This window comes from Enterobacter genomosp. S, from assembly GCF_001631805.1.
Taxonomy (GTDB): domain Bacteria; phylum Pseudomonadota; class Gammaproteobacteria; order Enterobacterales; family Enterobacteriaceae; genus Enterobacter; species Enterobacter quasihormaechei.
On sequence record NZ_LVVA01000001.1, the window covers coordinates 767,410 to 789,688 of the forward strand.

24 protein-coding genes are annotated in these 22,279 nt (G+C 53.0%); 15 read left to right on the forward strand and 9 right to left on the reverse strand.

Going from position 1 to position 22,279, the window contains the following annotated elements; translation table 11 throughout:
• Positions 1-31: 31 nt before the first annotated feature.
• Entirely contained in the window at positions 32-2,065 is a 2,034-nt protein-coding gene (gene betT, locus A3466_RS03635; RefSeq protein WP_063449428.1) for a choline BCCT transporter BetT, read from the reverse strand.
• A 128-nt stretch (positions 2,066-2,193) separates the two neighbouring features.
• Here betT and betI point away from each other — a divergent pair, with 128 nt between their 5' ends.
• From betI to betA, 3 genes are read left to right on the forward strand one after another with little or no spacing between them, the layout of a single operon-like run.
• On the forward strand, positions 2,194-2,781 hold the full coding sequence (gene betI, locus A3466_RS03640; protein ID WP_023334836.1) for a transcriptional regulator BetI: 588 nt from the start codon (positions 2,194-2,196) through the stop codon (positions 2,779-2,781).
• 13 nt (positions 2,782-2,794) lie between these two features.
• Positions 2,795-4,267, forward strand: a complete 1,473-nt coding sequence (gene betB / locus A3466_RS03645; protein ID WP_063449429.1) for a betaine-aldehyde dehydrogenase — start codon at positions 2,795-2,797, stop codon at positions 4,265-4,267.
• 13 nt (positions 4,268-4,280) lie between these two features.
• Positions 4,281-5,945, forward strand: coding sequence for a choline dehydrogenase (gene betA, locus A3466_RS03650; RefSeq protein ID WP_063449430.1), 1,665 nt, complete (start codon positions 4,281-4,283; stop codon positions 5,943-5,945).
• A gap of 39 nt (positions 5,946-5,984) precedes the next feature.
• Here betA and A3466_RS03655 read toward each other — a convergent pair whose 3' ends face one another.
• Positions 5,985-6,437, reverse strand: coding sequence for an SgcJ/EcaC family oxidoreductase (locus tag A3466_RS03655; protein WP_063449431.1), 453 nt, complete (start codon positions 6,435-6,437; stop codon positions 5,985-5,987).
• 298 nt (positions 6,438-6,735) lie between these two features.
• Here A3466_RS03655 and A3466_RS03660 point away from each other — a divergent pair, with 298 nt between their 5' ends.
• Both A3466_RS03660 and A3466_RS23285 read left to right on the forward strand, forming a co-directional pair.
• Positions 6,736-7,068, forward strand: coding sequence for an SMR family transporter (locus A3466_RS03660; RefSeq protein ID WP_063449432.1), 333 nt, complete (start codon positions 6,736-6,738; stop codon positions 7,066-7,068).
• Positions 7,069-7,491: 423 nt separating this feature from the next.
• A complete protein-coding gene (locus A3466_RS23285) occupies positions 7,492-7,857 on the forward strand; it encodes a hypothetical protein (RefSeq protein WP_131797697.1) in 366 nt (121 codons plus the stop codon).
• Between the two features lie 53 nt (positions 7,858-7,910).
• Here A3466_RS23285 and A3466_RS03665 read toward each other — a convergent pair whose 3' ends face one another.
• Entirely contained in the window at positions 7,911-8,267 is a 357-nt protein-coding gene (locus A3466_RS03665; protein ID WP_063449433.1) for a hypothetical protein, read from the reverse strand.
• 178 nt (positions 8,268-8,445) lie between these two features.
• Here A3466_RS03665 and A3466_RS03670 point away from each other — a divergent pair, with 178 nt between their 5' ends.
• The 3 genes from A3466_RS03670 to A3466_RS03680 all read left to right on the forward strand — a co-directional run bounded on the left by A3466_RS03670 (position 8,446) and on the right by A3466_RS03680 (position 10,580).
• A complete protein-coding gene (locus A3466_RS03670) occupies positions 8,446-9,114 on the forward strand; it encodes a helix-turn-helix transcriptional regulator (RefSeq protein ID WP_063449434.1) in 669 nt (222 codons plus the stop codon).
• Complete coding sequence (locus tag A3466_RS03675; RefSeq protein ID WP_063449435.1) at positions 9,104-9,907, forward strand: PhzF family phenazine biosynthesis protein; 804 nt, start codon at positions 9,104-9,106, stop codon at positions 9,905-9,907. Before A3466_RS03670 ends, A3466_RS03675 begins: the two co-directional genes overlap by 11 nt.
• Before the next feature lie 454 nt (positions 9,908-10,361).
• Positions 10,362-10,580, forward strand: coding sequence for a YgdI/YgdR family lipoprotein (locus tag A3466_RS03680; RefSeq protein ID WP_063449436.1), 219 nt, complete (start codon positions 10,362-10,364; stop codon positions 10,578-10,580).
• 47 nt (positions 10,581-10,627) lie between these two features.
• On the opposite strand, the gene A3466_RS03685 is transcribed toward A3466_RS03680, so the two are convergent.
• The 5 genes from A3466_RS03685 to budA form a co-directional block, all read right to left on the reverse strand.
• On the reverse strand, positions 10,628-11,323 hold the full coding sequence (locus tag A3466_RS03685) for a GNAT family N-acetyltransferase (protein ID WP_063449437.1): 696 nt from the start codon (positions 11,321-11,323) through the stop codon (positions 10,628-10,630).
• A gap of 107 nt (positions 11,324-11,430) precedes the next feature.
• The gene (locus A3466_RS03690; RefSeq protein ID WP_045260739.1) at positions 11,431-11,904 is read right to left on the reverse strand and encodes a cold-shock protein; all 474 of its coding nucleotides are present in this window, start codon (positions 11,902-11,904) and stop codon (positions 11,431-11,433) included.
• Between the two features lie 130 nt (positions 11,905-12,034).
• A complete protein-coding gene (locus tag A3466_RS03695; protein ID WP_063449438.1) occupies positions 12,035-12,805 on the reverse strand; it encodes a (S)-acetoin forming diacetyl reductase in 771 nt (256 codons plus the stop codon).
• 20 nt (positions 12,806-12,825) lie between these two features.
• Positions 12,826-14,505 (reverse strand): acetolactate synthase AlsS, encoded by a 1,680-nt coding sequence (gene alsS, locus A3466_RS03700; RefSeq protein WP_028012264.1) that lies wholly within the window; start codon positions 14,503-14,505, stop codon positions 12,826-12,828.
• Positions 14,506-14,518: 13 nt separating this feature from the next.
• Positions 14,519-15,298, reverse strand: coding sequence for an acetolactate decarboxylase (gene budA, locus A3466_RS03705; protein ID WP_028012263.1), 780 nt, complete (start codon positions 15,296-15,298; stop codon positions 14,519-14,521).
• 105 nt (positions 15,299-15,403) lie between these two features.
• Between budA and A3466_RS03710 the strand changes: the two genes are divergently transcribed.
• Positions 15,404-16,285 (forward strand): LysR family transcriptional regulator, encoded by an 882-nt coding sequence (locus tag A3466_RS03710; protein WP_063449439.1) that lies wholly within the window; start codon positions 15,404-15,406, stop codon positions 16,283-16,285.
• Positions 16,286-16,525: 240 nt separating this feature from the next.
• Complete coding sequence (locus A3466_RS03715; protein WP_063449440.1) at positions 16,526-16,981, forward strand: hypothetical protein; 456 nt, start codon at positions 16,526-16,528, stop codon at positions 16,979-16,981.
• Between the two features lie 149 nt (positions 16,982-17,130).
• On the opposite strand, the gene A3466_RS03720 is transcribed toward A3466_RS03715, so the two are convergent.
• The gene (locus A3466_RS03720; RefSeq protein ID WP_063449441.1) at positions 17,131-17,598 is read right to left on the reverse strand and encodes a DUF3237 domain-containing protein; all 468 of its coding nucleotides are present in this window, start codon (positions 17,596-17,598) and stop codon (positions 17,131-17,133) included.
• A 1,310-nt stretch (positions 17,599-18,908) separates the two neighbouring features.
• Here A3466_RS03720 and A3466_RS03725 point away from each other — a divergent pair.
• The 5 genes from A3466_RS03725 to A3466_RS03745 all read left to right on the forward strand — a co-directional run.
• Entirely contained in the window at positions 18,909-19,328 is a 420-nt protein-coding gene (locus A3466_RS03725) for a hypothetical protein (protein WP_063449442.1), read from the forward strand.
• On the forward strand, positions 19,325-19,921 hold the full coding sequence (locus tag A3466_RS03730; RefSeq protein WP_082830908.1) for a hypothetical protein: 597 nt from the start codon (positions 19,325-19,327) through the stop codon (positions 19,919-19,921). The genes A3466_RS03725 and A3466_RS03730 overlap by 4 nt, the downstream gene beginning before the upstream one ends.
• A 147-nt stretch (positions 19,922-20,068) precedes the next feature.
• Positions 20,069-20,611, forward strand: coding sequence for a fimbrial protein (locus A3466_RS03735; RefSeq protein WP_074160905.1), 543 nt, complete (start codon positions 20,069-20,071; stop codon positions 20,609-20,611).
• Between the two features lie 61 nt (positions 20,612-20,672).
• Positions 20,673-21,350 carry a fimbrial biogenesis chaperone gene (locus A3466_RS03740; RefSeq protein ID WP_063449444.1) on the forward strand — a complete coding sequence of 226 codons (678 nt, stop codon included), beginning with the start codon at positions 20,673-20,675 and terminating at the stop codon, positions 21,348-21,350.
• 43 nt (positions 21,351-21,393) lie between these two features.
• Positions 21,394-22,279: FimD/PapC N-terminal domain-containing protein (locus A3466_RS03745; RefSeq protein WP_245167724.1), on the forward strand; the 886-nt coding region annotated here is incomplete at its 3' end.

Genomic DNA, 22,279 nt, shown 5'->3' on the forward strand with positions numbered 1-22,279 from the left:
TGGATTTTTAATTAAAGGAGTTTGTCATTACTTAGACATCCGGGAACATCACGCTATTCCCCGGCGCTTCCCTGTGCAGATGGATAAAGTTCAGGTGCCGTTCATACTGGTCCAGAATGTCCGTAATCACCTGCTCCTTGCTGTAATCCATCAAATCATTCCCCTGGCTACCCTCCAGTAAGAAGGTTTCCAGCCGGTAGTAGGTTGATTTCCCGCTGCGCGCCCGGTAGGTAAAGCCGGGTACCGAGTACTGCTGCGGCCAGATCTGATAGACAAAGTTCTGCTCGTCGCCCATGTGCACCAGCAGATCCAGGTGTCCCAGGGTTTCGCCCTCCTCCGGCGGCAGGTTTTTCAGCTCCACGTACGCACCGCGCAGCTTCAGCTCCTGCGCCACCTCTTCCATCGCCGGGAAGCAGACGGTTTCCATCATCTGGCTGGTGTAGCGCGTGCCCGGGTAGTTCATCAGGCGCGACAGGCGCTTCTTCCAGCTCAGCCTGTCCTGGGCGCCCATCGGCCGCGGCGCGGTGTCGCGGCTGGCGCTTTCGCGGCGGTAGTCCTCCACCTTGAGCGATTTATACAGCCCGGCCATCACGAAGAAGATCACAAAGCTGAACGGCAGGCCCATAATCACCGTGGTGTTCTGCAACGCCGAAATGCCGTTGGTCATCAGCATGCCGAGCGTCAGCAGGCCGATGGCGACCGACCAGAAGATGCGCAGCCAGTTCGGCGCGTCGCTGTTGATGTCCTTCAGCTTCGAGGTGAAGTTGCCCAGCACCAGCGCGCCGGAATCCGCCGAGGTGACGTAAAACAGCAGGCCGGTGATGGTCGCCACGGAGGCGCTAAAGGTGAACGCCGGATACTGCGCCAGCAGGCTGTAGAAGCCGCGTTCCGGGTGCGCCATCGCTTCCTGGGCAAAGGTTGCGTTGCCGTGGATGATCTCGTGCAGCGCGCTGTTGCCGAAAATCGACAGCCACAGCAGGGTAAAGGTGAACGGGATGATCAGGGTGCCCATCACAAACTGACGAATGGTGCGCCCGCGCGAAATACGCGCCAGGAACAGGCCAACAAACGGCGACCATGCGACCCACCACGCCCAGAAGAACAGGGTCCAGTTGTTCATCCACTCCACCGGGCGGTCAAAGGCGAAGCTGTTCAGCGTCATGCCCATGAAGCGGTTCACGTAGTCGCCCACGTTCAGTACCAGAGCATTAAGCAGGAATGACGTGTCGCCCATAAACAGCACGAACAGAATCAGGCCCAGCGCCAGCGCCACGTTCAGCTCAGAGAGCACGCGGATGCCCTTATCCACGCCGGAGGTCACCGAAATGGTGGCGATAATCACCGAGAGCGCAATCAACGCCGCTTTCGCCGCCATCGAATCCGGGATATCAAACAGCACGCTCAGCCCATAATTGAGCTGCACCACGCCAATCCCGAGCGTCGTCGCAATACCGAAGATGGTGCCGATCACCGCCGCGATATCGACGCTGTGGCCAATCGGGCCGTTAATTCTTTTCCCGAAAATCGGGTACAGCGCGGAGCGGATGGTGAGGGGCAAATTATAACGATAGCTAAAGTATCCGAGCGCCATCCCCATCAGGGCATACATCGACCATCCTGTCAGACCGTAGTGGAACAGCGTCCAGACCATCGCCTGTCGCGCGGCCTCCATCGTCTGCCCTGCCCCTTCCGGCGGCTGCATATACTGCGTGACCGGTTCCGCCACGGAGAAGAACATCAGGTCGATGCCGATGCCCGCGGCAAACAGCATCGCCGCCCAGCTCAGCAGGCTGAACTCGGGCTTGGACTGCTCTGGCCCGAGCTTCACCGAGCCGAAGCGCGAGCAGGCAATGCAGACCACGAAGACGATATAGAGCGTCGCCGCCAGCAGGTAGTACCAGCCGAAGGTCTTCGACACCCAGTTCAGGGTGCGGCCAATCCACTCGGCAGAAAAATTGCTAAAGAAAATGGTCGTCAGGGAAAACAACAAAATCAGCCCGGCGGACGTATAAAAAACGACCGGGTTGATTTTGTCTTTTTCTCTGTCTTGTGAAAGGTCTGTCATCCAGTATCCCCACTGTTTTTGTAACTATTGAAATCCAAAATCGCAACAATTAAGACACATTTTATATTGAACGTCCAATCAAAAACCGCTTTAATAGATTACCAACGCTGATGAATGGAGTGGCAAAAATGCCCAAAGTGGGAATGCAGCCGATCCGGCGCAGGCAGCTTATCGACGCCACGCTGGAAGCAATTAATGAAGTGGGAATGCATGACGCAACCATCGCGCAGATCGCCCGTCGGGCGGGCGTCTCCACGGGGATCATCAGCCACTATTTCAAAGATAAAAACGGCCTGCTGGAAGCGACCATGCGCGACATCACCGGCCAGCTGCGCGATGCGGTGTTAAGCCGCTTACGCGCCCTGCCGAACGGCAGCGCGGAGCAGCGTTTGCAGGCGATTGTCGGCGGCAATTTTGATGAAACCCAGGTCAGCGGCGCGGCGATGAAGGCCTGGCTGGCCTTCTGGGCGAGCAGCATGCATCAGCCGATGCTTTACCGTTTGCAGCAGGTCAGCAGCCGCCGGTTGCTCTCAAACCTGGTGTACGAGTTCCGCCGCGAGCTGCCGCGTGAACAGGCTGAAGAAGCGGGCTACGGGCTCGCCGCGCTGATTGACGGACTGTGGCTGCGCGCCGCACTCAGCGGCAAACCGCTGGACAAAACCCTCGCACAATCGCTCACCAGCCACTTTATCAGCCAGCATTTACCGACCGAATAACCGAGGAGGAAGCATGTCCCGAATGGCAGAACAGCAGCTTTATATCAATGGTGGTTATACATCCGCCACCAGCGGTCGCACCTTCGAGACCATCAACCCGGCCAACGGTGAAGTCCTGGCGAGCGTGCAGGCCGCCGGGCGCGAAGACGTGGACCGCGCCGTAGAGAGCGCAAAGCGCGGGCAAAAAATCTGGGCGGCGATGACCGCCATGGAGCGCTCGCGCATCCTGCGTCGCGCCGTCGATATCCTGCGTGAGCGCAACGACGCGCTGGCGAAGCTGGAGACCCTCGACACCGGTAAGGCGTTTTCTGAAACCTCGACCGTCGACATCGTCACCGGCGCGGACGTGCTGGAGTACTACGCGGGGCTGATCCCGGCGCTGGAAGGCAGCCAGATCCCGCTGCGCGACACCTCATTCGTCTACACGCGCCGCGAGCCGCTGGGCGTGGTGGCGGGCATCGGCGCGTGGAACTACCCGATCCAGATCGCCCTGTGGAAATCCGCCCCGGCACTGGCGGCGGGCAACGCGATGATCTTCAAGCCGAGCGAGGTCACCCCGCTCACCGCCCTGAAACTGGCAGAAATCTACACCGAGGCGGGTCTGCCGGACGGCGTGTTTAATGTCCTGCCGGGCGTGGGCGCGGAAACCGGCCAGTACCTGACCGAGCATCCGGGCATTGCCAAAGTCTCCTTCACCGGCGGCGTCGCCAGCGGCAAAAAGGTGATGGCTAACGCCGCAGCCTCGTCCCTGAAGGAGGTGACGATGGAGCTGGGCGGCAAATCCCCGCTGATAGTGTTTGACGATGCGGATCTGGATCTCGCCGCAGACATCGCCATGATGGCCAACTTTTTCAGTTCCGGACAGGTGTGCACCAACGGCACCCGCGTGTTCGTGCCTGCAAAATATAAGGCCGCGTTTGAGCAGAAAATCGTTGAGCGCGTGGGCCGCATCCGCGCAGGCGATCTGTTCGATGAAAGCACCAACTTTGGCCCGATGGTCAGCTTCCCGCACCGCGACAGCGTGATGCGCTACATCGCCAAAGGCAAAGAAGAAGGCGCGCGCGTGCTGTGCGGCGGTGACGTGCTGAAGGGCGACGGATTTGATAACGGCGCGTGGGTAGCCCCAACCGTGTTCACCGACTGCACCGACGAGATGACCATCGTGCGCGAAGAGATCTTCGGCCCGGTGATGTCCATCCTCACTTATGAAAGCGATGAAGAAGCGATTCGCCGCGCCAACGACACCGACTACGGTCTGGCGGCGGGCATCGTCACTGCCGATCTGAACCGCGCGCACGGCGCCATTCATCAGCTTGAAGCGGGCATCTGCTGGATCAACACCTGGGGTGAATCCGCTGCGGAGATGCCGGTTGGCGGCTACAAGCACTCCGGCATTGGCCGCGAGAACGGCGTGATGACGCTTCAGAGCTACACCCAGGTGAAGTCCATCCAGGTTGAGATGGGTAAATTCCAGTCCATATTTTAACCGGGAGGTTTATTTGCAATTTGACTATATCATTATCGGGGCCGGCTCTGCCGGCAACGTACTGGCTACACGACTGACTGAAGATCCGAACACCACCGTCCTGCTGCTTGAGGCGGGCGGGCCGGACTACCGCTTTGATTTCCGTACCCAGATGCCCGCCGCGCTGGCCTTCCCGCTCCAGGGCAAGCGCTACAACTGGGCGTATGAAACCGAGCCAGAGCCTTTCATGAACAACCGCCGCATGGAGTGCGGACGCGGAAAAGGGCTGGGCGGCTCGTCGCTGATCAACGGCATGTGCTACGTGCGCGGCAACGCGATGGATCTGGACAACTGGGCGAAAGAACCAGGTCTGGAGCACTGGAGCTACCTCAACTGTCTGCCCTACTACCGCAAGGCAGAGACCCGCGACGTGGGGCCGAACGATTACCACGGCGGCGACGGTCCGGTGAGCGTCACCACCTCTAAGCCAGGCGTAAACCCGCTGTTTGAAGCAATGGTGGAAGCAGGCGTGCAGGCGGGTTATCCGCGCACCGACGATCTCAACGGCTACCAGCAGGAAGGCTTTGGCCCGATGGACCGCACGGTTACGCCGCAGGGCCGACGCGCCAGCACCGCGCGCGGCTATCTGGACCAGGCAAAACCACGTCCTAACCTGACCATCCGCACCCACGCCATGACCGATCACATTATTTTTGACGGCAAACGCGCGGCGGGCGTTGAGTGGCTGGAAGGCGAAAGCACCATTCCGTCAAAAGCGACGGCGAATAAAGAAGTCCTCCTGTGCGCAGGCGCCATTGCGTCACCGCAGATCCTCCAGCGTTCCGGCGTGGGCAATCCTGAATTGCTGAAGCAGTTCGATATCCCGCTGGTGCATGATTTACCCGGCGTGGGGGAAAACTTGCAGGATCACCTGGAGATGTACCTCCAGTATGAATGTAAAGAGCCGGTTTCCCTCTACCCTGCCCTGCAATGGTGGAACCAGCCGAAGATTGGGGCGGAGTGGCTGTTTGGCGGCACCGGCGTAGGTGCGAGCAACCACTTCGAAGCGGGCGGGTTTATCCGCAGCCGCGAGGAGTTTGCGTGGCCGAACATTCAGTACCACTTCCTGCCGGTAGCGATTAACTACAACGGCTCAAACGCGGTGAAGGAACACGGCTTCCAGTGCCACGTCGGCTCCATGCGCTCCCCGAGTCGTGGGCACGTGCGCATTACATCTCGCGATCCGCACCAGCATCCGGCGATCCTGTTTAACTATATGTCCCACGAGCAGGACTGGCAGGAGTTCCGCGACGCGATCCGCATCACCCGCGAGATCATGCACCAGCCGGCGCTGGACAAATACCGCGGTCGTGAAATCAGCCCGGGCGTCGAATGCCAGACCGACGAACAGCTGGATGAGTTCGTGCGTAACCATGCTGAAACCGCCTTCCATCCGTGCGGCACTTGCAAAATGGGCTACGACGAGATGGCGGTGGTTGACGGTGAAGGCCGCGTTCACGGGCTGGAAGGATTACGCGTGGTGGATGCGTCGATCATGCCGCAGATTATTACCGGCAACCTGAACGCCACCACGATTATGATCGGTGAGAAAATTGCTGATGCCATTCGCGGGCGCGAGCCGCTGGCGAAGAGCACGGCGGCGTATTACGTGGCGAACGGCGCGCCGGTTCGCCGATAAGACATTCCCCCTCTCCCGCCAGGGCGAGGGGGACAGAATTTACCCTTCTGGCATTGCTGAAGAGTGGTGCGATGAAATTTTCCACGCTTTTCCATCCCACGCGTAGGTGAAGGTATAACGTGCGGTCACGGACGTTTTATCGGCAAAGGTGAACGTGTAGGTCCCTGTATCAATCGCTTTATTGCAGCCGAGACGAATGGTGCGGCTATCAATTTTCCCGAACGGCTTCTTCTTCAGAAAATCCTGGAAGTAATCCACGCGCTCCTGATCGGTCAGCCGGACCTGATTGGATATGGTCGGCAGCAAAACCGCATCGCTCAGGTAATTCTCCGCGACCTTGTGGGCATCTCCCGTCTGGAGTGAGGCATTCCATTTATCAAAAAGCGCTTCAATTTGCTGATTATCCGCTTTTACGCAGTCAGGCGCGGTCGCGGCAAAAGCAGACGTTGAGGCAACGCCGAGAAGTACGGTAAGAGAAACGAACGTTTTCATAAACCATTTTCCTTATGTGGTTTTTCCTGTGAAGCGCACTATCCCTATTATCCCGCTGCGTGACAATATCCATTACTTATTATTACGTTTTTTACATAATGACAAATTAGGTCAAATAACAATCAATCGAGTGAACGTCCTCTGATTGCTCCCCTCAGCCATTCTCCGGCTGCCGTCCTCAGGCCAGAGAAGGTGCGCTGGCTCACACGAATTAAACGTTGAGTTTAATTTACAACTTATTGTTGATAATATTTCCCCCCCACCAGGGAAACCGGTGTATTAAAAAACAGGCATCTAAATGAATAACTATCTTTTTCTTTTATTATCAATAATATCTGAAGTCATTGCGACGACGGCATTAAAACTATCCGACAGCTTCACCCGGTTGTGGCCCTCCCTCATCACGGTGATGTTTTACATTATTGCGTTCTGGTCATTAACCATCCCCATGAGGACAATCCCAACGGGAATTATCTATGCGGTGTGGTCAGGAGCCGGGATCGTACTGATTAGCCTGGCTGGATGGATTATTTATGGTCAAAAGCTGGATATGGCGGCCCTGACAGGAATAGGCCTTATTATTGCCGGCGTTCTGGTGATAAATCTGTTTTCGAATTCAACAGGGCACTGAGCGGCAGCTATATCCCGTCAGGTATCACGTCGTCCGGTACAATTTATGATCAAAAATCTTTTAATCCGCTTCGTTGTGTTTCTCTTTCTGGTGTTAACGCTTGAAATTCTTTATATCGAAAAGCGTCATGTTAATTTTTTTCGCGATGGGGTGAGAGATGTCGAGGAAGTGCTCTCCCTCTGGGATGCGCATTAATCAGACTCCCCCTATATGCTTCGCCCGGCATCAACACCGTGAAGAAATTTTGTGAAAATTTCAACGTAACGTTTTATTAATGTAAATTATTGACGATATATTTGACAGAAGATTTATTCGATGCATATCGGCGATAATCCGATGGATAGGCAATATCTATTATGTACTCTTTACGGAGGTAGCTAAACTGCTTTCAAAGAGTATATTATTTGTTAAAAAGGTAAATAAGTGGAAACAACAAAATTATGGATTTCGTTAGGGACGATTGTCAGCCCTATCACTGGAACGTTTTTCACTAAAATAGTTACACAACATAATCATAAATATCTGCTCTGGTATAATGGCGACTATCTTATCAAGCCGGGAGATAACATTAAGGTTAGTAACAAAGGCTTTGTTATTTCCGGGAAACTACGTTCGGTGAACATTATTCAGATCGATAAATACAGCCCAACGCTCTGGCGGGTAATGCACAATATGTCCAGCTGTCCGGGGGACAGAGAACCTGAAAATCCGTATTGTACGACCACAACCCGCTGCATTTTTAAGTCTTGCCCTCACGGCAAAACGCGCCACGCCCTTCAAAACCGCTGAGAATACGATCCCCTGAGCCTCTTTCACCAGAGGCTTTTTTATTTAATGGATGCTCATCTGCTTACACAGGGTGCAATTGCCCGGCCAAGCTCTTCATTAGCCTGCTTTGACCCCGATATAAGCGTAATATCCAGAAAGTTTGCCCCTGTGGTATGAGTCATATCAACCTGGGCAATCAGCCGGTTCCCCCTGGAGATATCAAAAAAGTTAGGCGTATCCCGCTCGGGGAAGATGTATTCCACCTCATAGCCTTCGGCCTCAAGCGCGCTTCGCATACAGTGATATCGTCCATCCAGTCCGGGATGCGCTGATACGGTAAAAGGTTTATAGGTGGTCGCATTGCCAAAGGGGCGTACCAGCTGGCATGCCGTCAGCAGCGTAACAGCCACAATCACAGTCAGAAATTTCATTTTATCCTTTAAGCATTAGTTGGTTACGGTCTCTTTAACCGCCCGGTACGGCAGTAAATCTACGCGCACGCGACGCTTTTATCAACTTTTTGTTGATAATTAAACATTATCGATATACTTTAAGCTCAGTGAGGTTTTAAGCACGACATCTGACCATGCCAAACACAAAGGAACAACGATGAAATCAGATTACGCCAAACAGATTAAACTGATTTCCGGGCCGCTGGAAGCGGCAATGGAAGCGCTTGCAGGTACGTTGTCGGCGAACCATGAGATAGTCTTGCACAACCTCACCATGCCAGATCAGTCCGTGGTAAAAATCATCAACGGGCACGTCAGCGGCAGACAAGTGGGTGACAATCTTTTGTCCGGTCCTGAAAAAGACAAAGGATTTGCACTGCTGCTTAAAAACAGCAAAAACAGCACCCCGGTCACGGTAAAAAATTATAAAACCGTCACGGCGTCCGGACGGATCCTGAGCAGCGCCTCGACAATTTACTACAGCGAGGAAGGCGTACCGTTGATGGCCTTTTGCATCAATATCGATACCTCTCCTTACGAGCAAATGCGCAAGTGCCTGGACGCGATAACGGGCAGCCCGCTTGCCGATTCAGACCCGCAGGATATGAACCTGGGCGGCATCATCGAGCAGTCAATCCAGGAAATCATCGATAAACATTCGGTCCCGGGCAAAAAGGTTCAGAAAGCGCAGCGGCTTAAAATAGTCGCTGAAATGCATGCTAAAGGCATTTTCAAAATGCGGGGAGGCGTCCAGCACGCGGCGCAGGCCCTGGGCGTGACGCGCTATACGGTTTATAACGATCTTGAGGTGATGGGTGAAAAATAACAGTCCCCGGCGCATTCCGTTTTACCAGGTTGACGCCTTCTCTGACGGTCCGTTTACGGGCAATCCCGCGGCCGTCTGCCTGCTGGACACCTGGCCGGACGCGCATGTTCTCCAGCGTATCGCTACGGAAAACAATCTTTCCGAGACCGCGTTTGTGGTTAAGCAGGACGACGGCTTCGCGCTTCGCTGGTTCACTCCTGCGGTGGAAGTGGATCTTTGCGGCCATGCGACGCTTGCCGCTGCGAGCGTTCTCTTAAGCCGTGACCACGCCTCTGAAAGCGTGCGTTTTTTCACCCGCAGCGGCGAGCTGACCGTCACCTCGGAGGGTGAGCAATACACGCTGGATTTCCCACAGGCGCTCCCGTCCCGCATTACCGCTCCGGAAGGGTTGTTTGAGGCGCTAGGGCTGGAGGAAAACGCCGGAGAAACCTGGCAGGCGTCCGATCTCATCGTCGTCATTGATGATGAAGACAGGCTGGATGCGCTGAAGCCTGATTTTTCCGCGCTGGAAAGGTTTAACACGCGCGGCGTGGTGGTTACTGCCGCCTCACGCACCTTCGATTTTCGCTCCCGCTGGTTCGGCCCGCAGGTGGGAGTAAATGAAGATCCGGTGACGGGTTCTGCCCACACCTTTCTGGCACCGTTGTGGAGCGAAAAACTGTCGAAGAAGACGTTGCGCGCGCAACAGGGCGGGAGCCGTAAAGGCGAACTGATTTGCCATGTTAAGAACAACGGACGCGTCGAGCTCTCAGGCAAAGCGTGCCTGATGATTGAAGGAACCTTTATTCTGTAAGCACACGGACGTGCTGCGTAAACGTGGGTGAAAGGGTTCAGTCGGTTTACTGCTGCGAATTATCATAAACGCTTTATATTTTATTAAATAGCGTGAGGTCTATTCATGACGCCTTACGCTTAACCTGGCGCTCGGGAAAAATAAATAACGTTGTCATTACGCAGGTATATCATCCTGAACTGCTTTTTTGCTGTTTATTTGTCACTGGCACGCTATTACTGGCGTGGTCACGGCTTAGTCTAACGCTCGCAGGCTAAATGAGAGAAAATCATGTCAACGAAACCAGATGAAAGATCTAAAGCGGCCGTTACGCCCCTTGAACGTCGCGTTGTTATTGTGACGCTCCTGTTTATGGTTTTGATATATACAGTGTTACTGATATCTCCCTTTTTTATGAGGTGAATGTCAGTAATCTTATTCGGCCCTGGTGGTCTTTTTAATTACAGGCATTAAGATGAAAAATTTAGCAGCAGTATTGAGTCTGGCACTGATGACCCTGACGGTTACAGGGTGCTCCAGCGACTACGTATTACAAAAGAAAAATGGCGAAATGATTATTACCCACGGAAAGCCGGAAGTCGATGATGACAACGGGTTAATTACCTATGAGGACGTTGCGGGCAATGAACATGCTATCAATCGCGACCAAATTATGCAGATGATCGAGAAATAACGTTCGTGGGCAGAGCAGCCGCATTGCGCTCTGCCCACGATACCGTTCTAGCGAAATGCCTCAAGCCGCTTAATCTGATGCCCTTGCGCGTCAAAATTCTCTGCTGCCAGCCATGCGCGCAGCGCCGCGTCCCTCTGCGGCCATTCGCCGTCAATAATAGAGAGCATGTCGCTGTCGCGATTACGCCCCTTACGCACCAGCCTCTGGCGCAGACGTCCTTCCCAGACGAACCCCAGCCGCTCCGCCGCGCTGCGTGAGGCGGTGTTCATCGAATCGCATTTCCACTCCAGCCGACGGTACTTGTGCTCAAAGGCATTTTTTAGCAGCAGCCACACCGCTTCGGTGCCAATGCGGGTGCCTTTCATCTTCCGCGACCAGGTGACATGGCCGATCTCCACCGAGCCCTGGAACCGCTCTATCGCCATGTAGCTCACCAGCCCTACCGCTTTTTCAGTGCGTAAATCGATTACCGCAAACGGGACCAGATCGTCATCCATCACCTTGCCGAGCACCCAGTGGGCGGTGGCTTCCACGCTTTCAGGCTGGGTGCTGGCAAGCCACGTCCAGTCGCTGTCATCACCCAGCGCGTAGGCCTCATATAAATCAGCCGAGTGGCGATCGGCGTCCAGCGGCTCCAGACGACAATACTGACCGGTGAGCGGGGTGCGGGTTAAGACCCTGGCGCATTTCCAGTCCGGGACGATATCGTTAACGGTTTGACCATATTGATTGATTTCGGGCACGGCGATGACTCCCTGAAAGGTAAGGAGTTTGTTATAGCAGGTTAAAAAGCGGACGAAAAGAGAGGAAATGCAGGCCGGGTATGGGAGAGCCGCTACCCGGCACGAAATTACTTCAGCAGCTTAACCGTCGCGTCGATGTCGATTTCATCTTCGGTAAAGATCATCGTCGTGTTCTGGAAAGTGGTGATCGCCAGCTTCTTCACCGTGCGCATTTCGCCCGGCTTCTTGTCGGATTTTGGTTTGATACTGTTCATCAGCAGCCCCACCGACAGCACCGCGTTCTCTTTGTCGATTTTGGTCTCAACGGGCTCTTCCTCGCTGAATACCACGAAGGATTTGATCGAGGTGAGCTTCACGCGCTCGCCCGCGATATAGAGATGCTTGCTCTCCGGGATCACCTTCACCGCATACGCGGAAAGGCCTTTGGTGTTGGTGGTTGGCTCGAAGGTCACCGCCGCATCTTTTTTAATCAGATCAGGGTTGGCGACCTTAATCACATGAAAATAGCGGTTGTCGCCGTTTTCATCTTTGATAAATCCAAAGCCTTTATCTTTAAACCACGTTGTGATTGTACCGTTCATCGCTGTTACCGCCTGTCAGATCTCAAGACTGAAGTTTTGCAGCGCGCAGTGTAATCCACAATGGCGAAGGAGACAAAAAAAAGCCCCTGCACGGGAGCAGGGGAAACTTCATGTCAGAGCTTATTAGAATTTAGTTGAACACCATCCCACCATCGATGAGCAGAGACTGGCCGGTCATATAGTCAGAGTCTGGCCCCGCAAGGTAAGAGACGCACGCGGCCACGTCTTCCGGCTCGGACAAACGGCCAAGTGTGATGCGTTTGGCAAAGGTCTCGGTCCCGTAGCCGAGCGGTTTACCCGCCGCCTCGGAGACCTGACGGTCGATCTCCGCCCACATCGGCGTTTTAACGATGCCCGGGCAGTAGGCGTTAACGGTGATCCCCAGCGGAGCAAGATCCCGTGCGGCGGTCTGGGTTAAGCCGCGCACCGCAAATTTACTGGAACTGTAGACGGCCAGCTCCGGGTTGCCGGTATGCCCCGCCTGGGAGCAGGCGTTGATGATTTTGCCGCCGTGTCCCTCTTTGCGGAACGCGTCAATCGCGGCCTGAATGCCCCAGATCACCCCTTTCACGTTGATGTTGTAGACTTTGTCGACAATCTCCGGTGTGATGGATTCGATCGGCGTGGACGGCGCCACCCCGGCGTTATTGACGATGACGTTGAAGCCACCCAGCTCGGTGCGGGCTTTCTCCACGGCCGCAAACACCTGGTCGCGGTCAGAGACGTCGACCTTCACGGCGACGGCCTTCCCGCCGCTGCGGATGATGTCATCGGCAACCGCTTTCGCCGTCGCTTCGTTGTAATCGGCGATAGCGACGGCAAAACCATCCTTCACCAGACGAAGCGCGATCGCTTTGCCAATCCCCTGGCCGGAGCCGGTTACGAGAGCCACTTTTTGCATTTCTCTGTCCTTATGTTGATTCACAAAATCTGGCTGAGATGGAGCTGGCCCATCAGCAGCGGGTTATCGCTGTAGTCGACGGGAATGGCCACCACTGCCGGGCCATCGACATCCATTGCGGCACGCAGCGTCGGTTCGAGCGCGTCGGCACTCTCGACGGCAAAACCTTTTGCGCCGAACGCGTCGGCATAGGCTTTGAAATCGACCGGGCCGAACTCCACGCCGGAAAGACGCTGGTATTTTTTCTCTTCCTGAATGGCAACCATGTTGTAGGCGTTATCCACCCAGATGATGTGCAGCACGTTGGCGTTGAGGCGTACGGCGGTTTCCAGCTCCATGCTCGACTGCAAAAAGCCGCCGTCCCCGGAGACCGACACCACCTTGCGCCCCGGATTGACCAGCCACGCGCCAATCGCCCACGGGAGCGCCACGCCCATGGTCTGCTGACCGTTGGAGATCATCACCTGACGCGCGCGGAAGCTGTAGAGGTAGCGGGCGATCCAGATGTGGAAGCTGCCCATATCGACGGTAAGCGTCACGTCGTTGTTCACGATGTCCTGCATGGCGCGCACGATGCGCAGCGGATGCAGGGCAAACTGGTTAAGCGATGCGCCGCGACGGTCGAGGAGGTCCCGCTGATGCTGGCGATCGACCAGAATTTCCGAGGCGCGCTGGCTCAGTTCAAGCTTGTGCTCAATGCGGCTGGCGAGCAGGTTCAGCGTGGCGGCGATATCCCCCACCAGCTCCAGATCGGGAACATACTTGCGCTCCTCATAGGCGGGCAGCACGTCAATGTGCACCAGCGTGGCGTCGCCGCTGTTCCACATGGACGGCTCGTATTCCACCGGGCTGTAGCCGATGCAGATAATCAGATCCGCCAGATGCAGCAGCCGGTCGCCCGCCTGGTTGTTAAACAGGCCGACGCGTCCGGCGAAGCGGGTGAAGTGCTCCTGATTGACCGCCCCGGCGGCCTGATAGGTGCTGGTGACCGGAATGCGGCTTTTCTCCAGCAGCTTGCGCAGCGCGGCGCTGTTGGCGGGCTGGCTGGCCATCAGGCCGAGTAAGATGACCGGGTTTTTGGCCTTTTCGATAAGCTTCGCCACGTCGTTAATCGCTGACTCCGGTGCCGGGCCCATCAGCGCAGGACCGCTGGCGGGCAAAATCGCCCCCGTGGTGGGCTGGTCGACAATATCCTGCGGCAGGCTGACAAACGCCCCGCCCGGTCTGCCGTGCTCGGCGGCGCGAAACGCGTTGGACACCACCTCGGCAATCGCGTCCGGGGAGTTCACTTCCACGGCGTATTTCGTCACCGGGCTGAACATTGCGACAGTGTCCATGCTCTGATGCACCAGCTTGGCTTTATCCGCCCGCTTCACCGCCCCGCCCAGCGCTACCACCGGGTCGCCTTCGCTGTTGGCGGTGGCAATACCGGTGATCAGGTTTGAACAGCCCGGTCCGGAGGTCACCAGTGCCACCCCGGCTTTGCCGGTCAGACGCCCCACTGCCGCCGCCATAAATGCCGCGTTGGCCTCGTGGCGTACGGGAATGATCTCGATGGAGGAGTCCAGCAGGGAGTCAAAAACCTTGTCGATTTTTGCGCCCGGGATCCCGAACACCTGCTTCACGCCCTGCGCTTCCAGCTGGCCGACAACCATATCGGCGCCGTGCGCCCACTGACGTGACTGTTTCTCACTGTTCACGGTAGTACTCCTGTTAGTTTTCAACGGCGCGGATAGCCGCATCAAGGTTGCTGGGGTGCAGGTTGGCCTGTAAAAACGCGCTGTCGGCGGGCAGGTCTATCATCAGCTTGTGAATTTCACCGAAGGTGAGCACGCCGCTTTCCAGCTGGTAATCGAGCAGATGGCCGCCGCCCTGTCGATCGTCGGTGATGAAGTGTTCGTGATAGCCCGCCACGTTTATCCCCTGCATATGCTGCGGGGTACGGAACCCCACCAGCACGCCCTCGCGCTGGTTAAAGCGGAACACCGGCTGGTCGTCCAGCACGTCGGTCATCGCCCGATACGGCGGCGTCTGGCGCGGAACGGTGCGGGTGTGGGCATGGCGGAAGTTGCCGTCGATGCGCAGCGCGCAGAACAGGTTATCGGAGGGGATCTGCTGGTCGATCACGTCGTGGATCTGCTGACGGCTGACCGGCCCGTCGAAAGTTTTGCGGTACTGGGGCTGGAACCAGGTCATTACCGCGAACGGCGTTTTCTGCTCCGGCTTCGCGGCGCGGGCGCTGCCGTCGGCGCGCAGCTGGTATACCTGGCTGCTGAAGGCAATCATTTCGCCGTCCAGCTCGTTAAAGGTGCCGAGACCAAAATCGCCGTGTGCCAGCAGGTCAGCGATGGTGGTCTCCCCTTCGTAGACGCCGCTTAGCAGGGCGCTCATTAGCGATGTCTGATAGATCACGCTGTCAGGATGTTGAGCCGAGAACCCGCGCAGGGTCTCGCATAAACTCGCCTCACAGTCGCATGCAGATGAATGCATCATCATGCTCGTCCTCTTCAACTTTATTTATAAAGGTTAAATAAATGTTGACCCGATTCAGCAGAGAGTTCCAATATAGAATCCATGCTGGTTTGAGACGTTTTTGATATGGAACTTCGTTATCTGCGCTATTTTGTCGCGGTAGCACGCGAGCGACACTTCACCAGGGCGGCCAACGCGCTGGGTATTTCACAACCTCCTCTGAGCCAGCAGATCAAACGGCTTGAGGAGGAAGTGGGCACGCCGCTGTTCAGGCGCCTGACGCGGGGCGTGGAGCTGACCGAGGCGGGAGAGGCCTTCTATGAGGACGCCTGTAAAATCCTGGCGCTGAGCGACGCCGCGCTGGAGAAAGCCCGGGGCATCGCGCGCGGGCTGAACGGCAATCTGTCGATTGGCATCACCAGCTCCGACGCTTTCCATCCCAAAATCTTCGCCCTGATCCGCCAGTTTCAGGTGCAGAACATGGCAGTGCAGGTTCACCAGGTGGAAGCCAACATGTCCTCGCTGACCACGATGCTGGCGGAGGGGGAGCTGGATATCGCCTTTGTGCGCCTGCCGTGCGAGAGCAGCAAGGTGTTCGAATTAAAAATCCTCGACCGGGAGCCAATGGTGGTGGCGCTGCATCGCGATCATCCCCTGGCGACGTGCGGCGATCTGGCGCTGGAGGAACTTCGGGATACGCCGGTGGTGCTGTTCCCGCAGGAGGTCGCACCGGGGCTGTACGACCGCGTTTACGGCAGCTGCGAGCGCGCCGGAATCGATATGCAGCACATGCTGCAATCTTCACAACTTTCCTCTTCCCTGAGCATGGTCTCCGCCGGCGGCGGGTTCGCGCTGGTGCCGAAATCCATGGCCGCTATTTCGCCGCCGAATGTCACCTACCATGCACTGCGCTCGCCAGAGCTTTATACCGATATCGCGCTCTGCTGGCGGCGCTTTGAGCGTTCGCGGACGGTGAAGCGGTTTCTGGCGATGATGAGCGAAGGGTAAGCGGGCCTACGGTTCGTGTCGCGGGTGGTTTTTTTTGTAGGCCGGGTCAGGCGTAGCCGCCACCCGGCAATGCCGTTCTGGAAGCCGCCTCGCAAACCTGCAAGCAACCTTATGTAATTCAGGGTTATCCCTTTTCATCCCTTCTTCGCAGTTTTAAAGTGCCTGCGTTGCGGCACATCCGCAGCCGGGCATAGGAACCCGTTAGCATGACTAAACATTTTTGGACCAAGAGGATGCTAAATGGCTACTACCCATGGATTTTCGTACGCCCACGCTGAAGAAAGCGCTGTTCATCACCTTCTCCACCTGCAACTTCCCGACTCTGCGGATCTTTTTCAACTGGCTGATGCCTGCGCGGCGTACGTAAGCGTGTTGCTGGAAACGGACGACGCGGTGACGTTTGCCACGCTCTGTAAGCGACTACTGACTACGCTGAAGCGGCTGCGGGAATGTTGTGACTCGGCACTTCCGCCGCATCTGGTTGAAAGACTGATTGCGGGGGAAAAGATCCCCTCCTGCGTGCCGGAATGCTGGCAAGAAACAGCGCTACAGGTGGATTATGCCGTGGCGTTAACGCTTGCGGTGATGGGCGGGACGCTGCCTGCGAGCGTGGCGAAAGAACTCACCGGGCTGTTGCATGATATGGTCTGGCTGCTGGCGGAGTTTGTACGAGAGCCTTATATCACGGCGCACTGAGGCGGGTGATGGGAGGCCGGAATACTATTAGGTAATATGTAAGCTTCCGGGCGGGCAGGGTTATCCCACGGAAAGCCTGCCAATCCTTAGTCCCATCACTGCTTTAAAGGTTACGGTGCGGTGCTGTCAAAAATATACGAGACTGAAAATCAGTTCACACGATAAAAATCTAGCTTAACACCATCAGATGTACGGCTTGCAGAACAGATAAAAATTGATGTCCTCAGCCATTCAAGTTCAGGCGAATCGACCTCAAAAACAGGCACAGTTTTAAAATAAATGTCAGAGGGTAAAATTTGATTGAAAAAACTCATGTCCTCAGTAAAAAGTAAATGTGTAAACTCTGCTGGCACTTTGCGTATGCCGTTATTTTCAATATAAATTGTCCCTTCTGAGACCTTTAAAGCATATCTTGCAGAGAGTCGGCATACTCCATTAGGCTCAATGATCTGACTGTCAATACCACCAGGCAGAACTTCACCTGTTAGTCCCCCGTAAACTTTTCCACTCAAAATAGGTATTAACTGACGCTTTCCTGTGACAGGAGAGTTAGAAACGATGATCGGCCGATCGACAATAATATCAACACTGAAAGAAAATTCGAGTTTTGGCTCCATGAGATCCTCCTGAGACTTCACTCTATAGCAATAGCCACACACAAAATAGCGCAAAAAGTGAATTGATTTCATCACATATTTAAATCATTAAGGCTGTAGAAAAAACAACTACAGTAACAACACCCCACAGGGAAACCGTGTTACACATTTTTCAAAAATCCAGGGTGGACAAGTTTATGACCATCCGGCCTATGCCTTAAAGCGCAGTAATGCTCAGAAAATCTTAAGACCGTCTGGGTTCCGGCCGTCAACATGGCGAAAAGCATGGGAGAATTCCGCTTAGCTGAAGCAGGAGCGTACAGCGGCATACCGACGGGTGAAATGGCGAAAAATGCACTGTTAACCTTGTTAAATTCAACAACCGCCCCGTTCTCGCCGATACATAACTACGCTCCCCCAATTATTTTTGTGAGAGTAACTAAAACTCTGTTGAATGCAATGTACTGTTTTGTGTAAAGCAGCGCACGGATAACTTTTACAAGAGGCGGAAATACAACGGGAACCCATACGGAATGCAAAGCGATTAACTCATCACCTATTCACTCTACGCGCGCGTATTCAATCATCATTTAATTAAAGATGATTATTAAAATATTATTAATACCCTGACGTAATGATATCAGCCCGTGAAATGTTTACAATGTCGTCTATAGAGTTGCCTACGCCAGACAGCTGTGGCACAGGAATGGTCATTTTTCCTTTATATATGTTCAGGCCTGGATGTTGATCCAGGTAATTTTTTAGATGGTTACCGATATGGGGAGATAGTGATCTCGCGCATCTTCAGGTAACCCAATGATTTTAATAGATTATTTCAAACACTATGTTGCAAGATATTGTTCAGGGTTACCATTTGTTAATTTAGATTAATTTATGTTGCCAATGTTTTAAGCAGATTTAACGCGCCGTTCTGACTATTCCTAAATCCACCTGGTTAGGATATGGCTTAACACCTTCAACCGATAATTACAACTCATTGAAAATTATAATATTTTTTGATTATTTTTTATATAAATCCACAAATTAACTTTAATCAGATAAATATTCTGACGTTTAAATATTGTTAAAACAGAAAAAATTAAAGCAACATTTTATTATCATATAGATTTTTATCACCCTCAGATTAGCATTTAAAGTTATAAATGTTTTGATAACTATCATTTTGGTATTTTATTTTGACAAACCTGTCTCATTGCCACCTTTTTTTTAATGAAATACTATTTTCTCGTACCTGGTGAACAATAATTCATTGTAAAGATATGAAAAAAAGTGTCATGGATATGAGATGGATAGACCTCTAAGGAGTGGCCGTGCCCTTTTTCTCAGACGTTATTCTATATGGATATAATATTTTTCAAAATCTGGAGTACAGGCTTTCTACCAGAACGTTAATTAACATCAAAAATGGACGTATCAAAAGGTTTGGAGCCACTAAAGCCAGGCTCTTCGAATATTTGCTGTCTGAAATGGACACGGGTGTTGTGTATGATGAAGATATTATCATTCATGTATTTTATGATAATGGATTACGCTGTTCAAAATCATATTTACTGTCGATGATAAAGAAGATTCAGCTTGCATTTAACAGCGTTGGCTTTGAAAGATATCCCTTCTCAAGGCTGGACGGCAAAGCATATAAAATAGAACAGGATGCTCTGGAACGTGTATATGTTGTCAAAAAACAATCATTTATTAAAAATGAGATTAGCTCGAAAGGACAGAAGCAGTGACAGCTGTACTTGTTTTTACCAGAAATTTTGCAATGCGACAGGCGGTAATGGCGCTATCCCCTGAAAATAGACAAATTTTCTTCTTTGATAATCGTCTGGCATTTTTAGTTTGCGCGACGGTTTTTGATAAACCCTATATAATCATCGATACGGTTCATGAAACGGGAGAGAATATTCGCTGGCTTCACTCGCGCCTGGCTGCGAGGGGATTATCCAGGCAGACCCATTTTATTGTACCAGAAAACATTGCCGCAAATAGCTTCCTTAAAGCATTTGGGCTAATAACGACAATCAAAGAACTAAAGAAGATTTGCAGCCGTGCAGCAAAACTCGCCCTGGCAGAATCATCCTGTAGTTTAGTTAATGTATTGCATCAAAAATTGAAAGATACTTTATCAGAAGATTACTTTGATTTTCTGGTAAACATTTACGACCCAACAAATAAAATTTATTTGCGTAAAAACAGGTCTGATACCAATAGATTACAGTATGTAAAGAGCCGTCTTTTTTTAGGTAGCAGCCTGGAGTTAAAGCAACTCATTTTAATGCTGTCTTCTGGAGGGGTTCCAGAAGAGATTTTATGTAAATTATAAGTAGCAACATTATCTATTAATGTGTTTTTGGTCAGAAGTGCTCCTTTTGATCTTGTTGCATATTTTTATAAGGCGGTATTAAACCGCCAGTCCTGCTATGGATAACGTCCGCAGCAGATATTTGTTCAATCATCAGGATATATAGCTATGCAAAATAAAATGCCCCGTCTTGTTCGCAATGTGCTGGCAGCTACTGTCGTCACCGGTATTTCCTTTGCGGCTCAAGCTGCCGATGGGAAGATTAATTTTACCGGAACTATTCTGGATTCGGCGTGCACGGTTAACACAGGTACTGCTACCCAGACAGTTGACCTCGGACAAATTCCCAAGAGCTCATTCAGCGCAAAAGGCGATGTAGCGGCAGCAACTCGCTTTACTATCGTGCTTGATAATTGCCCGACGGCGGTTAAAACCGCATCAGTTAAATTTGATGGCACAGCTGATGCTAATGATACCAGCGTTCTTGCGCTTAGTTCAGGTCAGACGGCCAAAGGAGTAGGCGTCGCGCTGTATGAAAAAGATGGCGTTACGCCTATCCCTCTCGGCACGCCGTCTAAAAGCCTGACCCTTGATACCACGGCTTCAAACAGTAATCAGATGGAATTTGTTGCTAAATACAAGGCAACCGAGGCTACGGTTACAGCCGGTACGGCTAATGCCTCATCAGATTTTACTATCACCTACCAGTAAGACCTTCGGGCGTGCCCGCTGCACGCCCGCCTGTTTCCCGATGGGATCATGGAGTTGTAATATGAGCCGTCTCCTTCATGCTATTCTTTTACTCACTGCTTGCTTATTCACGCTTTCAGTCAATGCTGGCATTACCGTTGGCGGTACACGGCTGATTTACAATGGTGAAGAAAACGAAGCGTCAATATCGGTAAAAAACAGTAAAAACTCGATTCCTTATCTCATTCAGTCATGGATTGAACTGGAAGAAAATTCACCTGCTAAAGTACCTTTTATTGTCACACCACCGCTGTTTCGTCTGGACGGAGAGCATGAAAATACCCTTCGTATTGTTTACACCGGGGAACAGATGCTGCCCCAAGATCGTGAATCCCTCTTTTGGCTTAACGTAAAGTCGATTCCATCTATGGAAAAATCGAATCGTAATAGGCTGCTTTTAGCCGTCAAGACGCGCATGAAGCTTTTCTATCGGCCGGCAAAATTAGCAACCGACAGGGTAAATGACGCCTGGAAAAACCTGCACTATGAGCGTAGCGGAGATCGGATTGTTATCTCTAATCCAACCCCCTATTACGTGTCGTTGTTTTCTTTAAAAGTGGGCAGTCAGGCTATTGAACACCCGCCGATGGTAGCACCGTTCGGTACGGCACATATCACCGCTGCGGGACGGGATGTTACCTGGAAAGCGATAAATGATTTCGGCGGCGTTACTGAAGAAGCGCGTCAGAGATTGCCGTAATTAAGAAATAGATTCAGCCATGTCATCCGAGCAGGAAAGCAAAGTGAAGACTGACTTTAATTGCCGAAAATTAATTAAACCGGAAATGAAATATTTTAAAGTTATCCGGCTGTCTGCTATTGCCCTGTTAATTTCCGGTCTGTTTCCTGCAAAGGCAGGTGAATTATATTTTATGTCTGACGCGCTGGAAAAGACGCACACATCGGCAAAAAGCATTGATCTAAGCCGTTTTGAACATGGCGAGCAGTTGCCCGGTACCTACAGGGTAGAAATCTGGCTTAACAATGAATATGTTCGGACGGAGAATATTTCTTTTGTAGCCCTGAATGGTGTGGGGCTGGCGCCTGAGCTAAACCGCGGCATGCTTGATATGCTTGGTGTACGGACCCAGCTTTTTCCGAAGCTGGCGGCACTGCCGGAAGGAACGATTATAACCAACCCTGGCGCCTTTATACCTGATGCCAGCGCTCGCCTGAATTTTGACAAGCAAAGGCTGGATATATCCATTCCTCAGTCAGCGCTTAACATTCGTGCACGCGGCACGGTTGACCCTTCCCGTTGGGATCAGGGCATCCCGGCGCTGCTGCTCAACTACAGTGCCAATGGCTCGCGCAATTGGGTAAATCAGGGAAAGACGCAGGATCAGCTTTATCTGAACCTACAGAGCGGTCTGAATCTGGGGCCGTGGCGGCTACGTAATTACAGTACCGCCACTAAAAGTAATAAAGAGCATGATTTTTCGTCCGTCAGTACGACGCTGAGCCGCGATATACAGTTTTTGAAAGGACAGCTACAGCTTGGCGAAACAAGCACGCCGGGAGATATTTTCGACAGCATTATGTTCCGGGGCATACAGATTTATTCAGACGACACCATGCTGCCCGAGAGCATGCGCGGTTTTGCGCCAACGATCCGCGGCATTGCGCACA

Bases quoted from the DNA above. Each gene is read 5' to 3' on its own strand.
- A3466_RS03670 (WP_063449434.1), top strand. From the start codon at position 8,446: ATGAAATCAGATTACGCCAAACAGATTAAACTGATTTCCGGGCCGCTG.
- budA (WP_028012263.1), bottom strand. From the start codon at position 15,298: ATGATGCATTCATCTGCATGCGACTGTGAGGCGAGTTTATGCGAGACC.
- A3466_RS03660 (WP_063449432.1), top strand. From the start codon at position 6,736: ATGAATAACTATCTTTTTCTTTTATTATCAATAATATCTGAAGTCATT.
- betB (WP_063449429.1), top strand. From the start codon at position 2,795: ATGTCCCGAATGGCAGAACAGCAGCTTTATATCAATGGTGGTTATACA.
- A3466_RS03720 (WP_063449441.1), bottom strand. From the start codon at position 17,598: ATGGAGCCAAAACTCGAATTTTCTTTCAGTGTTGATATTATTGTCGAT.
- A3466_RS03710 (WP_063449439.1), top strand. From the start codon at position 15,404: ATGGAACTTCGTTATCTGCGCTATTTTGTCGCGGTAGCACGCGAGCGA.
- A3466_RS03680 (WP_063449436.1), top strand. From the start codon at position 10,362: ATGAAAAATTTAGCAGCAGTATTGAGTCTGGCACTGATGACCCTGACG.
- A3466_RS03665 (WP_063449433.1), bottom strand. From the start codon at position 8,267: ATGAAATTTCTGACTGTGATTGTGGCTGTTACGCTGCTGACGGCATGC.
- A3466_RS03735 (WP_074160905.1), top strand. From the start codon at position 20,069: ATGCAAAATAAAATGCCCCGTCTTGTTCGCAATGTGCTGGCAGCTACT.
- betI (WP_023334836.1), top strand. From the start codon at position 2,194: ATGCCCAAAGTGGGAATGCAGCCGATCCGGCGCAGGCAGCTTATCGAC.
- A3466_RS03690 (WP_045260739.1), bottom strand. From the start codon at position 11,904: ATGAACGGTACAATCACAACGTGGTTTAAAGATAAAGGCTTTGGATTT.
- betT (WP_063449428.1), bottom strand. From the start codon at position 2,065: ATGACAGACCTTTCACAAGACAGAGAAAAAGACAAAATCAACCCGGTC.
- A3466_RS03655 (WP_063449431.1), bottom strand. From the start codon at position 6,437: ATGAAAACGTTCGTTTCTCTTACCGTACTTCTCGGCGTTGCCTCAACG.
- A3466_RS03740 (WP_063449444.1), top strand. From the start codon at position 20,673: ATGAGCCGTCTCCTTCATGCTATTCTTTTACTCACTGCTTGCTTATTC.
- A3466_RS03715 (WP_063449440.1), top strand. From the start codon at position 16,526: ATGGCTACTACCCATGGATTTTCGTACGCCCACGCTGAAGAAAGCGCT.
- A3466_RS03695 (WP_063449438.1), bottom strand. From the start codon at position 12,805: ATGCAAAAAGTGGCTCTCGTAACCGGCTCCGGCCAGGGGATTGGCAAA.